General features: G+C 72.5%; 12 protein-coding genes. 7 read left to right on the top strand and 5 right to left on the bottom strand.

Annotated features, from left to right (window positions below; all coding sequences use genetic code 11):
• Positions 1 to 17: 17 nt before the first annotated feature.
• Both AB0H64_RS14995 and AB0H64_RS14990 read left to right on the top strand, forming a co-directional pair.
• On the top strand, positions 18 to 1,001 hold the full coding sequence (locus AB0H64_RS14995; RefSeq protein ID WP_357624011.1) for a LacI family DNA-binding transcriptional regulator: 984 nt from the start codon (positions 18 to 20) through the stop codon (positions 999 to 1,001).
• Positions 988 to 2,256: a serine/threonine-protein kinase gene (locus AB0H64_RS14990; RefSeq protein ID WP_357624009.1), complete on the top strand. Its 1,269-nt coding sequence runs from the start codon at positions 988 to 990 to the stop codon at positions 2,254 to 2,256. Before AB0H64_RS14995 ends, AB0H64_RS14990 begins: the two co-directional genes overlap by 14 nt.
• Positions 2,257 to 2,262: 6 nt before the next feature.
• Here AB0H64_RS14990 and AB0H64_RS14985 read toward each other — a convergent pair whose 3' ends face one another.
• Genes AB0H64_RS14985 through AB0H64_RS14975 form a run of 3 tightly spaced genes read right to left on the bottom strand, consistent with a single transcriptional unit; the run spans position 2,263 to position 5,281 of the window.
• On the bottom strand, positions 2,263 to 2,355 hold the full coding sequence (locus AB0H64_RS14985; protein ID WP_357624076.1) for a hypothetical protein: 93 nt from the start codon (positions 2,353 to 2,355) through the stop codon (positions 2,263 to 2,265).
• Between the two features lie 48 nt (positions 2,356 to 2,403).
• A complete protein-coding gene (locus AB0H64_RS14980; protein WP_357624007.1) occupies positions 2,404 to 2,598 on the bottom strand; it encodes a hypothetical protein in 195 nt (64 codons plus the stop codon).
• A 7-nt stretch (positions 2,599 to 2,605) separates the two neighbouring features.
• Positions 2,606 to 5,281: a glycoside hydrolase family 48 protein gene (locus AB0H64_RS14975; protein ID WP_357624005.1), complete on the bottom strand. Its 2,676-nt coding sequence runs from the start codon at positions 5,279 to 5,281 to the stop codon at positions 2,606 to 2,608.
• A gap of 285 nt (positions 5,282 to 5,566) precedes the next feature.
• Between AB0H64_RS14975 and AB0H64_RS14970 the strand changes: the two genes are divergently transcribed.
• The 3 genes from AB0H64_RS14970 (at position 5,567) to AB0H64_RS14960 (ending at position 9,440) form a co-directional block, all read left to right on the top strand.
• Positions 5,567 to 7,567, top strand: a complete 2,001-nt coding sequence (locus AB0H64_RS14970) for a glycoside hydrolase family 6 protein (protein WP_357624004.1) — start codon at positions 5,567 to 5,569, stop codon at positions 7,565 to 7,567.
• 180 nt (positions 7,568 to 7,747) lie between these two features.
• Positions 7,748 to 8,398 (top strand): sigma-70 family RNA polymerase sigma factor, encoded by a 651-nt coding sequence (locus AB0H64_RS14965; protein WP_357624002.1) that lies wholly within the window; start codon positions 7,748 to 7,750, stop codon positions 8,396 to 8,398.
• Entirely contained in the window at positions 8,391 to 9,440 is a 1,050-nt protein-coding gene (locus AB0H64_RS14960; RefSeq protein ID WP_357624001.1) for a hypothetical protein, read from the top strand. Before AB0H64_RS14965 ends, AB0H64_RS14960 begins: the two co-directional genes overlap by 8 nt.
• 13 nt (positions 9,441 to 9,453) lie before the next feature.
• Here the strand turns inward: AB0H64_RS14960 and AB0H64_RS14955 are convergent, their stop codons facing one another.
• Positions 9,454 to 10,563 carry a magnesium and cobalt transport protein CorA gene (locus AB0H64_RS14955; protein ID WP_357624000.1) on the bottom strand — a complete coding sequence of 370 codons (1,110 nt, stop codon included), beginning with the start codon at positions 10,561 to 10,563 and terminating at the stop codon, positions 9,454 to 9,456.
• A gap of 258 nt (positions 10,564 to 10,821) precedes the next feature.
• Here AB0H64_RS14955 and AB0H64_RS14950 point away from each other — a divergent pair, with 258 nt between their 5' ends.
• Entirely contained in the window at positions 10,822 to 11,520 is a 699-nt protein-coding gene (locus tag AB0H64_RS14950; protein WP_357623998.1) for a M50 family metallopeptidase, read from the top strand.
• Positions 11,521 to 11,535: 15 nt separating this feature from the next.
• Here the strand turns inward: AB0H64_RS14950 and AB0H64_RS14945 are convergent, their stop codons facing one another.
• Positions 11,536 to 11,946 (bottom strand): MarR family transcriptional regulator, encoded by a 411-nt coding sequence (locus tag AB0H64_RS14945; protein ID WP_357623997.1) that lies wholly within the window; start codon positions 11,944 to 11,946, stop codon positions 11,536 to 11,538.
• A gap of 47 nt (positions 11,947 to 11,993) precedes the next feature.
• On the opposite strand from AB0H64_RS14945, the gene AB0H64_RS14940 reads away from it, so the two are divergent.
• Positions 11,994 to 12,875, top strand: a complete 882-nt coding sequence (locus tag AB0H64_RS14940) for an LLM class flavin-dependent oxidoreductase (protein ID WP_357623995.1) — start codon at positions 11,994 to 11,996, stop codon at positions 12,873 to 12,875.
• Positions 12,876 to 12,902 lie beyond the last annotated feature (27 nt).

Genomic DNA, 12,902 nt, shown 5'->3' with positions numbered 1-12,902 from the left:
CTTGGGCGAGGTGCGCCGTGACCGATTTGCCCACGCTCGCACAGGTAGCGGCCGAGGCCGGGGTCTCCCAGGCCACTGCTTCGCGCGTATTGACTGGCACGGTCAGGGTCAGCACGTCGACCCGCCGTCAGGTCTACGACGCGATGTCACGCCTGGGGTACGTGCGCCACCGGGCGCCCCGCGGCGCTCCGGCGCGCCGGGCGGCCGGCGGGGTGGCGGTGGTGATCTGCGACCATCTCCACCGGCTGTTCTCCGATCCCTACTACGCGCGGTTCCTGTCGGCCGGCGGCGACGCGCTGGCCGAGCTGGGCCTGCCGATGATGGTGATGACCGTGCCGCCCGCCGACCCGGGCATGCTGCCCACGCTCGCGTCCGGGGCCGACGGGGTGCTGCTGATCGCCGCCCGCAAGCAGCACCCGCTGGCGATCACGCTGTCCACCTCCGGCATCCCGGTACGCGGGATCGGACGGCCGCCCGACGACGTCAAGGTCCCGTACGCCGACGTGGACAACCGCGACGGCGCCCGGCAGGCGGCCGAGCACCTGCTGCTCAGCGGGCGCCGCTCGATCGGCGTGATCGCCGGCCCGCCGACCCTGCCGGCCGCGCAGGACCGGCTGGAGGGCTTCGTCGGGACGCTCAGGCAGGCCGGGTCGACCGACGTGCCGGTGGCGTACGGCGACTTCGGGCTGCCGTCGGGCACGCACGCCATGCAGTGGCTGCTGCGGCGCTCGCCCGGCCTGGACGCGGTGTTCGCCGCGTCGGACCTGATGGCGGCCGGGGCGATCAACGCGCTGGCCCGCGCCGGCCGCAGGGTGCCGGACGACGTCGCGGTGATCGGCTTCGACGACTCACCGGTGGCGCGTCGCACCGTGCCGGCGCTGACCACGGTGCGCCAGCCGGTGGAGGAGCTGGCGATCCTCGCCATCCGGCTGCTGCTGTCCGGGACCGTGTCCGTCAACCCGATCCTGCCCGCGGAGCTGATCGTCCGTGAATCAGCATGAGCCGGGGGACGTCCTGGCCCGTCGTTACGTGCTGCTGGAGCGCATCGCCTCCGGCGGCACGTCGGTGTTGTGGCGGGCGCGGGACGCGTCGCTGGAGCGGCTCGTCGCGGTGAAGGTGCTGCAGGACGAGCGGGAGCTGGCGCGCAGGGAGGCCAGGACCACCGCCCGGCTGGAGCACCCGGACGCGATCGAGATCTACGACTACGGCGAGACGGTCACGGCGCAGGGCCGGGTCGCCGCGTACGTGGTGATGCGGCTGCTCGACGGCGTGCCCGTGGCCGAGCGCCTGTCGGCGGGGCCGCTGCCGTGGCAGGAGGCGGCGGCCACGGCGGCGCGGATCGCCCGGGTGCTGGAGTCGGCGCACCGGCAGGGCATCGTCCACCGGGACGTGTCCGCGGAGAACGTGCTGCTCACCGGCTCCGGGCCGAAGCTGCTCGACTTCGGCATCGCCGCCCCCGCGGGGGACCCGGACGACCAGCGGGGCACGCCGCCGTACGTCGCGCCGGAGCGGCTGGCCGGCGTGCCCGTCCACCCGGCCGTGGACGTGTACGCGCTCGGGGTGCTGTTCTTCGAGATGGTCACCGGCGCCCCGCCGTACCCGGAGCGGACGTGGGAGGAGCTGGAGACGGCGCGCCGGAGCCGGCCGTGCCCGCGCCCGGCCGGGGTGCCCGGCGAGCTGGGGCTGCTGTGCCGGCGCTGCCTCGACCCGTCGCCCGCGCGGCGCCCCACGGCGGGCGAGGTGGCCGACCAGCTCACAGCCGCGCTGCGCCGCTCGGCGGCGCGCCGCAGGCTCAGGTACGGCCTGGCGGTGCTGGCGCTGGCGCCGGTCGCGGGGACGGTGCTGTGGCTCGGACCGCGGGCCGCCGAGCAGGAAACCCGCGTGCCGTCCGGCCCACCTTCGGTGGTGGCCGAGCCACAGCCCCCCGAGACGCGCGCCGACCTCCCAGCGGCGGCGCCCCTGGTCTCCACGTTGCCCCTGGTCTCCTCCTCGCCGCGGTTCACGTTCGCGGCGCGCCCCCTCCCCCACGCGCTGGGCCGCTTCCACGACGAGCTGGCGGCGGGGGCCGCGGCCGGGCGGATCCGTCCTGACGTGGCGCTGGACCTGCGTCAGACGCTGGCGCACGTCACCTCGCGCGGCGGGGTCGCGGAGGTGCGGCGCAAGCTGGGCGACCGGCTGCGGGAGGGCGCGGTGGAGCCGGGCCTGCGCGGCGACCTCGACGCCCTGCTCGCCGAGATCGCCGCCGCCTTCCGTTAGGCCGGATCAGGGAGTGCGGGAGCAGGACAGGGCAGGAGCGGCGTTGGTGCCGTTCCAGCTGCCCAGGAACCCGAACGTGGCCGTCCCGCCCGCCGCGATCGCGCCGTTGTGCGTAGCCGGTGGTGTCGTGGTTCTCCAGCACGCAGATCAGCCGGTCTCGCTGGGGTACCAGGTGTGCGCGTGGCTGGTGCCCCGCATCACGAACGCGCTGCCGTTCGCCTCGACGACGCGGGTCCCGCTGACCCGCAGACCGGTCGCCGCAGAGGCCGGCCGCGGGATCAGCAGGAGCGCGCCCATCAGCGCGAGCAGCACGATCAGGCTCGTGGTGATGGGTCGGGTCATGGAGCGGTCATCCGTTCGGGAAGAGGGTGCCGTAGTCGGCCGCGGCCATGGCGATGTCGGCCTGCGCCCAGAAGCGGTGGTAGGTGAAGGACGGCGCCGAGCCGCCGTTCAGGTAGCTCTGGACCTTGGACCAGTCGGGGTCGTTCTTGTAGAAGGAGCGGATGTCGAGGAACGTCTTGCCGGAGCTGATGACGTCACCGTTGGGCATTTTGCCGGTGTAGTCCGGCGGGATGTACAGGCCGGTGTTGGTGGCGTCGTTGTGCGGGTCGTCGAAGCGGTTGTAGTCCTCGCGGGTCTCGCTCACCGTGGCGCCCTTGGAGTCCTTGTGGGTGAGGATGCCGTCGATGAGGTTCTTGGCCCCGGCCTTGGCGGTGGCGCTGCCGGACTTGGCGGCGTACCAGGCGAGGGTGCGGGCGTAGGCGGCGGCCACGCCGACGTCGTTGGTGGTGTTGACCACGGTGACGTGCAGTCCTGGGTTGGGGCCGGGGACGCCGCCGCCGCTGTAGCTGGCCGCGGGGGCGCCGGACCAGGTCATGTCGTTGGGGATGCGGTAGTTGCCGCCGGCGCCGAACGTGGTGTTGGCCAGAGCCCACGGCACCCACTTGTCGAGGATGGACTTGGCCTTGGCGTCACCGGTGACGTAGTAGTACTCGGCCACCCGCTCCAGCGACCACGCCTGGAAGCCGAACCACCGGTTGCTCGGCGGGTCGTGGTAGACGGGCTGCTGGTCGTAGGCCCAGCCGTAGAAGGTGGGCGTGCCGGCGGGCGGCGCCTCGTAGGAGCCGTTCCAGCTGTTGGTCGCGCCGCCGGCGATGCCGCCCTCGGCGGACTGGAGCCACAGGTAGGAGTCGAGCTGCCGGTTCAGGCTGGTCTGCCAGTCGGAGGCGGCCGTCGGCGACTGCGGGCGCAGCGAGGCCGGGCCGGAGGGCGACAGGACCCAGGCGGCCAGCGGGTTCTGGTAGCCCTGGTGCCAGGAGCTGGAGCCGACCCGCCACGCCCAGGCGCCGCCGGTGTCGCCGCCCCACGCGTAGTACCAGTTCAGCAGGTACGAGGAGCTGCTCTTGCCGGTGCCCGGAGTGCAGGAGGGCGAGGTGCAGCCGGGGTTCTTGAAGTACTTGTCGTAGAAGGAGTACCGGAGGAAGTCGCCCATCTTGGCGGCCTTGGACAGGGTGGTGGACAGCTGCGACTGCTTGCCCTGCGCGGTGGCCCAGGTCAGCGCCCAGTACGCGGCCTGCACGGCGCGGGCGTCGGCGTCGGGGGCGTTGGTGTAGCGCCACTGGTTGGCGCCGCCGCCCTGGATGAACAGCGGCGGGTAGCCGGCGCCGGACTTGCCGTAGCGGCCGGTCTCGCACGACGGGTGCGCGACGGTCTCCCAGGTCGACTCCTGCGGGCCGCGCTGGAAGGTGTTGATGTAGGTGACGCGCTTGGTGTTGTCGCCGCACTCGCTGAGGCTGGCGCCGCGGCCGGTGCCGTAGCCGTAGACGTCGTCCACGTCGAGCAGCCAGTGCATGCCGTAGATGTTGCGGTTGCCGTACGTGCTCTGCAGCTCGTTGGCGAGCGGGTCCTGGCCGGCGACGACGCCGGTGTCCAGCGCCACCGGGTAGCCGCTGGGCTGCGGCTTCTCGGGCGCGTAATCGGCGGGGTCGCTCGGGTTGTAGGTGGAGGAGCCGCCCGGCTGGCCCGCGGCCGACGGGATGATGTACTGCTCCATCACGTTCCAGGCGTTGTTGAACGGCGCCCAGTTGCCGGTGACCCTGCCGTACTGCGCCTCCAGCCAGAGCCAGAAGCTGAACGCCTCGGACGTCGTCTCGTGGCCTTGGTCGGGGGCCTCGACGATGAGGGTCTCGACGGAGTGGTACGGGATGCCCTCGGGCGAGAAGTAGCCGTTGGCGGGGTCCTTGAGCTTGTTGTACTGGTTGGTGAACTCGGTCAGGTACGAGTTGCTCTGCGGCGCGTCGTCGTCGGCCTCGGTGGCGGTGACCGCGACGCTGGTCAGGCCGGTCGAGGCGACGGTGATGGGCCGCGTGCCGTTGGTGGTGTCGCTGTCCTGGGCGGCCGACACGGTGACGTTCTGGACCGTGTTCCAGTTGGCGGAGGTGAAGGTCAGGCTCGCGCCGGAGGTGATGGTCAGGTCGGCGTCGCCGCTGCCGGCGGCCGAGGTGACGGTCACGTTGGCGGAGGGCTGCGTGGCCAGGCGGACGCCGTAGGTGGCGCTGGAGCCCTCGGGCACGATCACCGCCGCCGGGCTGACCTGGATGGCCTGCTGCCCGGGGTCGGGGCCGGTGCCGCCGCAGGTCACGCCGTTGATCGCGAAGCTGGTGGGGTTGGTGTTGGTGCCGCTGTAGGAGCCGTTGAAGCCGATGGTCCACTGGGCGCCGGTGGCCTGGCTGCCGTTGTAGCTGAGGTTGGTGGCGGTGACGTTCTGGCCCGACTGGCTCCAGTTGGCCTGCCAGCCCTGGGTGACCTGCTGGCTGCCGGGCCAGGTGTAGGTCAGCCGCCAGGAGGTCAGCGGATCGCCGGTGTTGGTGATGGTGACGTTGGCGCCGAAGCCGCCGCCGCTGTCCCACGACTTCACGTACGTGACCGAGCAGGCCACCGCGGCCATGGCGGTGCCCGCGCCGGCCAGCGCCGTGGAGACGGACAAGACGAGGACGGCGAGCGCGACGAGGAGACGATGTCTCATGAAAGTCCTCTCGGAATGGGAGCGCTCCCAACACGCTGGGGTTACGCGGATGTTAAGCGTGCGCCGATGCGCCGCCCAGGAGAGGCCCGCGAGGGGACGGCCGTTTCCAGGTCGGGACGGGCGTGGCCGTGAAAGTTTCACCGCGCGGCCTGCGGGGTGACGGGCCGGGATGAAAGTTTCACGGCTCTGGTGCGGGTTCGGGGCGCCGTCTCACCGGAGTCTGTACACGGATGTGAATCCGAGCTATGCATGGGAGCGCTCCCACCTTCTGAGAGGACCCCCCACATGAGAAACCGCCTTCTCGTCGCGGTGTGCGCCCTGTTGACAGGGCTCGCCACGGCGCTGATGTCGGCAGCACCGGCGCAGGCCGCCGTCGCCTGCTCGGTCACGTACGCGAAGACCTGGGACAGCGGCAGCGGCTTCGGCGCCAACGTCACCATCAAGAACACGGGTGATCCGCTGACCTCCTGGCGGCTGACCTACGCCTGGGCAGGCAACCAGCAGGTGACCAACGGCTGGCAGGCCGACTGGAGCCAGTCCGGGCAGAACGTCACCGCGGCGAGCCTGGGCTACAACGGCAGCCAGGCCACCGGGGCGCAGTGGACCATCGGCTTCAACGGCTCCTACAGCGGCACCAACACCAACCCCACCAGCTTCGCGATCAACGGCGTGACCTGCGGCAGCGACGGTCCCGGACCAGACCCGGGCCAGCAGGCCCTCCAGGTGACGCCGACCTCGCTGAGCGTGCCCGAGGGCGCCGGCGCCACCTACGCCGTTCGCCTGGCCAAGCAGCCGTCGGCGAACGTGACCGTCACCTCCACGGCGGGCACCGGTGACAGCAACCTCACCGTCACGGGCGGCGCGAGCCTGACCTTCACCTCGGCCAACTGGAACACCCCCCAGAACGTCACGGTCTCGGCCGCCGAGGACAGCGACACCGCCAACGGCACGCGGCCCATCACCGTCGCCTCGACCGGCCTGACCAGCGTCACCGTCACGGCCACCGAGGCCGACAACGACACCGGCGGCGGCACCGGCCACGTCGACAACCCGTACGCCGGGGCCACCGGCTACGTCAACGCCGACTGGTCGGCCAAGGCCGCGGCCGAGCCCGGCGGCTCGGCGGTCGCCAACACCTCCACCGGCGTGTGGATCGACCGCATCGCCGCCATCGCCGGCACCGGCGGCGCCAAGGGCGTGCGCGCCCACCTCGACGCCGCCGTCACCCAGGACGCGGCCAACGGCAGCGCGCCGCTGACCATCCAGTTCGTCATCTACAACCTGCCCAACCGCGACTGCTCCGCGCTGGCCTCCAACGGCGAGCTGCTCATCTCGCAGAACGGCCTGGCCCGCTACAAGACCGAGTACATCGACCCGATCGCCGACATCCTGGCGGACCCGAAGTACGCGGCCCTGCGGATCGTGACCGTCGTCGAGATCGACTCGCTGCCCAACCTGGTCACGAACACCAACCTGGCCAAGTGCGCCGAGGCGCAGTCGTCCGGCGCGTACGTGCAGGGCATCCAGTACGCCCTGAACAAGCTGCACGCCATCCCGAACGTCTACACCTACCTCGACGCCGCCCACCACGGCTGGATCGGCTGGTCCAGCAACTTCGGCCCGACCGCGGACCTCATGGCCTCCACCGCCCGCGGCACCACGGCCGGCTACGCCAGCGTGGACGGCTTCATCACCAACACCGCCAACTACTCGGCCCTCACCGAGCCGTACTTCTCGGTAACCACCTCCGTGGGCGGCACGTCCGTGCGCCAGTCGAAGTGGCTGGACTGGAACGACTACGTGGACGAGCTGACCTTCGCCCAGGCGTTCAGGAACGCGCTGGTGTCGAAGGGCTTCCCGTCGACGATCGGCATGCTGATCGACACCTCGCGCAACGGCTGGGGCGGCTCGGCCCGGCCCACCGGTCCCAGCACCGCCACCAACGTGGACGATTTCGTCAACCAGTCGCGCGTCGACCGGCGCATCCACGCCGGCAACTGGTGCAACCAGAGCGGCGCCGGCCTCGGCGAGCGTCCGCGCCCCAACCCGGCGGCCGGCCTCGACGCGTATGTGTGGATCAAGCCTCCGGGTGAGTCCGACGGCTCCAGCACCGCGATCGACAACGACGAGGGCAAGGGCTTCGACCGGATGTGCGACCCCACGTACACCGGCAACGACCGCAACGGCAACAACCTGACGGGGGCGCTGCCCGGCGCGCCGCTGTCCGGCCACTGGTTCTCCGCCCAGTTCCGGCAGCTCCTGCAGAACGCGAACCCGCCTGTGTAACCCTCCCCGGTAAGACCTTTCCGTAGGTCTGGTACGGCCCCGGCCCCGCTCCCGTCGGCGGGCCCGGGGCCGTACCCTTTCCGGGACGCGTTCCCGGGCGTGAAAGTGATCGGGCGGATCGGGCGATAAGAGATGTCCGCGGTTCGCGTCCGGAGGGTGGCAGATGACGGGGGAAGCATCGTGACGGCGTTGCCGTGGCCCGATGCGGGGCTTGAATCCGCGCGGCCTGAACCCGCGCAGCCTGGACCCGGACGGGCTGAACCCGGGCGGCTGGACTCCGGGCGGCTCGATGACGCCGAGGCGTTCGCGGCGGTGTTCGACGCGTGCTTCGGCGAGATCCACGCCTACGTCGCGCAGCGGCTCGGCCCGGACCACGCCGAGGACGTCGTCTCGGACGCGTTCCTCATCGCCTTCCGCAAGCGCGGCCAGTACGACCCGGCGCGCGCCACGGCGCGGGCCTGGCTGTACGGCATCGCCACCCGGCTCGTCGGCCGGCACCGCCGCCAGGAGGCGCGGGCGCTGCGGGCGCTGGGCCGCTACGGGTCCGAGGCGGAGAGCGCGCCGGGGCACGAGGAGCGGGTGAGCGCGCGGGTGAGCGCGCAGAGCCTGCGGCCGGAGCTGGCGGCGGCCCTGGCCGGGCTCGCCTCGCGTGACCGCGACGTGGTGCTGCTCGTGGCGCTGGCCGGGCTCAGTCACGAGGAGATCGCCACGGCCCTCGGCATCCCGTACGGGACGGTGGGCTCGCGGCTGAGCCGGGCCCGGCGCAAGCTGCGCGAGGCGCTCGGCGGCAGCAACCCGATGCTGGAGCTGGAGGAGGCCGGCCGTGGATGAGCTGGAGCTGGTCCGCGACCTGTACGGCGAGCCGCCGCGGCCGGACCCGGCGGTCAGGGCCCGGGTGCGGGCCCGGCTGGAGGAACGGCGCCCCGCGCGGGGGCGGGCGCCGTGGGCCCCGCGGCCGGCGGGGCGGGCGCGCGGGCGAGGGCCGGGGCGGCGGCGGGGGTTGTGGGCGGCGCCGCTGGCGGGCGCGGTGGCGACGCTGGCCGCCGTGCTGTTCGCGTACGGCCTCCCCGGCGGCGCGGGCACCCCGGCCGGACCCGCGCGGAGCACGGCCACGGCCCAGGACGGGGCGGCGCCGCGGGACGGGACGCCGCGGGACGGGACGGCGCGGGACGGGACGGCGCGGGACGGGACGGCGCGGGACGGGACGGCGCGGGACACGGTGGAGGGCACCGCGACGCTCCAGGGGAGGTCGGTGCTGCTGGCGGCGGCGGCCACGGCGGCGTCGGAGCCTCCGACGCGGGGCGCGTACTGGCGCGTCTCCCGGCAGAGCGGCGCGAAGGTCACGACCCTGTGGGCGGCCCGCGACGGCCGCGCCTGGATCGCCGAGCACGCGCTGGGAACGGCCCCCGGCACCGGGGTGGAGCCGCTCGCCAGGCCGTTCACCATGGCGGGCCGGGCCCTGTCGCTCACGGAGATCGAGCGGCTGCCCGCCGGGACGGACGCGCTCAAGCGGCGGGTCGCGGCACTGCTGCCGCCCGGCTCCGGCGACGGTGTGCTGGCCGACGCGGTGAGCGGGCTGCTGTGGAGCAAGCCGTCGCCGCCCGCCGTACGGGCCGCCGCCTACCGGCTGCTCGCCGAGCTGCCGAACGTCCGCTACCTGGGCCGTACCACCGACCCCAAGGGGCGGCCGGGCGAGGCGTTCGCGTTCACGCCGGACGCCGCCACGGGGGTGCGGCGCACGCTGGTCGTCGACCCGGCCAGCTCACAGGTGCTGTCCAGCAGCGACAGCGCGGACGGCACCGGGCGGGACTCCCCAACGCACCGTGACGAGATCGTCCTGACGGCCGGCTGGACCGACGAGGGCCCGCCGTGACCGGCGCCGCCCGTCACAACCAGTCGCGCCGCTTGAAGACCAGGTAGAGGGTCACGCACACAACGCCCATGAGCACGATCGCGAACGGGTAGCCGAGCACCCAGTGGGTCTCCGGCATGACGTCGAAGTTCATGCCGTAGATGGTGCCGACCAGCGTGGGCGCGAACAGGATGGCCGCCCAGGCGGAGATCTTCTTGACCTCCTCGCCCTGCCGGATGCTGGCCTCCGTCATCTTGGCCATCTCGGCGTTCTGCGCCTGGGTGACGAGCGTGGAGTTGATCACGAGGATGTCCTGGAGCATCTGGCGGAAGGCGGCGACCCGCTCGTTGACCGTGATGGCGTGGTCGGCCACGTCGCGCAGGTAGCTCTGGAGCTCCTCGTTGACCCCGTACTTGGCGGCCCCGGCGATGAAGCCGTCGATCATCCGCACCAGCGGCGCGGTGGCCCGCTGGAACTCGATGACCTCGCCGGACAGCTCGTACACGCGCCGCGAGACCGACGGGTCGCCGCTGAACACCTGCCCCTCGATCTCCTCCAGGTCCTTCTGCAGCCCGGCGACGACCGGCGCGTAGCCGTCGACCACGGCGTCGAGGATGGCGTACAGGACCGCCTGGGGTCCCTGGCGGAGCAGGTCGGGGTCCGACTCCATGCGCTTGCGCACACCCTGGAGGTCGGGCGCCTCGGCGTGCCGGACGGTGATGACGAAGTTGGGGCCGACGAAGACGTGCAGCTCGCCGAACGCGACCTCCTCGACGTCGTCGAGGTAGCGGGCGGCGCGCAGCACCACGAACAGCGTGTCGCCGTAGCGGTCGGCCTTGGGCCGCTGGGAGCCGACGATGGCGTCCTCCAGCGCCAGCTCGTGCAGCTCGAACTCCTCGGCGAGCTTGACCAGCTCCCACTCCTTGGGCCGGTAGAGGCCGATCCAGGCGAGGCTGTCCGGCGTCTTGTTGAGCCGTTCGAAGGCGTCGGCCATGGAGCCGGGGTTGTCCACGCGCTGGCCGTCCTGGTAGACGGCGTTGTCGATGACGGTCGGCCGGTACGGGGGCTCCTCGGCGGCGCGTGGGTCCATCTCGTGCTCGGGCGCGTCCTGGCGGGCCGCCTCGCCGCGCCTGAAGCTCCTCATCCGTGCCACGCCGTTCCTCTTCCCGCCGGCTGATCGGGTGACCGTCTCCGACGGTCCCGGGTGGTGTCGTGCCATATATCCAGCCGATCCTTCACTTTTTTATCAGATCACGTCCGGTACGTCGTCCCGGCGAACGGCCCGTGACCAGCGCGCGAACGCGCCCCCACGCGGAAGCGCCGGCGCCCGTCCCCTGCCCAGCCGGACGGCCGTCAAGCGGGCCGCACGCGAGGGCCGTGACCCGGATAGGGTCTTGTCTCGATGGACGAGCTCTGGGCCCACCTCATCAAGGCACAACCCGACCCCTCCCCCTGGGTCGTGCCGGTCACCGCTCTGGCGGCGCTCGCGGTCGTCTCGTTCAGGACCCCCTGGCAGCTGAGCAGAGGCCTGATCACGATCGCGCACGAAGGGGGCCACGCGCTGATGGCACTGCTCACCCGGCGCAAGCTCGAAGGCATCCGGCTGCACTCCGACACCTCGGGAGTGACGCTGACCCGGGGCCGCCCCACCGGTCCCGGCATGGTGCTGACCGCGCTCGCCGGCTACCTCGCGCCGTCGCTGCTCGGGTTGGCGGCGGCGTGGCTGACCGAGCAGGGGCGCATCACGCTGCTGATCTGGAGCGTGCTGCTCTTCCTCGTCTGCATGTTGCTGCTGATCCGCAACCTGTACGGCGCACTGATCCTGCTGGCGACGGGCGGGGCGGTGTTCGCCCTGTCGATGTACGCGCCGAACCAGGTGCAGCAGGCCGTGGCCATGGCGGCCGTGTGGTTCCTGCTGTTCGGCGGGGTGCGGCCGATCGTCGAGTTACAGCGCAAGCGGCGGCTGCGGCAGGCCCGCGACTCCGACGCCGACCAGCTCGCCCGGCTGACGATCCTGCCGGGCGGCTTCTACGTGTTCTTCTTCCTGGTGGTGGCGTGCGCGTCGGTGGTGGCCGGCGCGTACCTGATGAACCCCCTCTGACCGACCGGACCTTCGTCAGCCGGAGGCCAGCCGGTCGAGGGCGTCGCGGACCAGGCGCCGCTCGTCCTCCGACAGCGGCGCCAGGAACACGCGCTCGGCCTCGTCGATCGCCGCCGAGCCGTCCCTGAGCACGTCGCGGCCGTGGGCGGTGAGCTCCACCGCGTTCTTGCGCCGGTCGTCGGGGTGCGGCCTGCGCGAAACGAGGCCCTTGCCCTCCAGCGCGTCGACCATGGCGACCATGGTGGTGCGGTCGATGCGCAGCGCCTGGGCGGCCTGCTGCTGCGACATCGGCGTCCGCGCGTCCAGCACGGTCAGCACGGCCAGCTCGCGCGTGTCCACGCCCAGCGGCTCCAGCGCCGGCCCGGTGAGCCCGGCCAGCCGCGACTGCGCGTGCTTGAACAGGTAGCCCAGGCGGCGTCTCGACACAGGGGTCATTCTCGCACTAGCCTAATCATCAGTCTTACTGACGATCAGTGGAGCTGACATTGCTGAGCTTCGGCATCAAGACCATCCCCGTCGGCGTCACGTACCCCGACCTGCTGCGCGTCTGGCAGGAGGCGGACGAGCTGCCCGCCATCGAGCACGCCTGGCTGTGGGACCACCTCCTGCCGCTGTTCGGGCCGGTGGACACCCCGATCCACGAGGGCTGGACCATCCTGGCCGCGCTCGCCGCCCGCACCGAGCGCCTCGGCTTCGGCCACCTGGTGACCAGCAACCTCACCAGGTCGCCTGCCCTGCTGGCCAAGATGGCGGCGACCGTCGACGCCGTCGCGCCCGGTCGGCTCGTCCTCGGACTGGGCGTGGGAGGCACCCACCAGCCCGGCGACACCCTCGTGCCCAGGGAGTACGGCGCGTACGGGCTCACCATCGCCACCCCCGGCGAGGGCGTGGCCAGGCTCGCCGAGTCGTGCCAGATCATCAAGCGCATGTGGACCGAGGACCGGTTCGACTTCGACGGCCGCCACTACCGGTTGCGCGACGTGATCTGCGAGCCCAAGCCGGCCCGCCGGCCGCCGCTTCTCATCGGCGGCTGGGGCGACAGGACGCTCGGCGTGGTCGCCGAGCACGCCGACATCTGGAACGTACCCGGCCCGCCGCACAACTCCCTGGACTTCATCGCCGAGCGCTCCCGGACGCTCGACGAGCGGTGCGCCGCCCTCGGGCGGGACCCCGCGACGCTCACCCGGTCCACCCAGGTCATGGCCGCGTACGACGACCCCGGGGCCACCCGCGCGGCCGTCAAGGAGCTGGCGGCGATCGGCGTGACCCACATCGTGCTCAACCTCCGCCCGCCCTTCCCCGAGGGCGTCGCGCGGTGGGCCGTGGAGGAGATCATCGCCCCGCTGACCGCCTAGCCCGAGGCCGGTCGGACACCGGCCGAC

Source organism: Nonomuraea sp. NPDC050733 (assembly GCF_040654215.1).
In the GTDB taxonomy this organism is placed as follows: Bacteria; Actinomycetota; Actinomycetes; order Streptosporangiales; family Streptosporangiaceae; genus Nonomuraea.
Note: the sequence above shows the minus strand (reverse complement) of the source record. Positions and strands in the feature narration are given on the sequence as shown.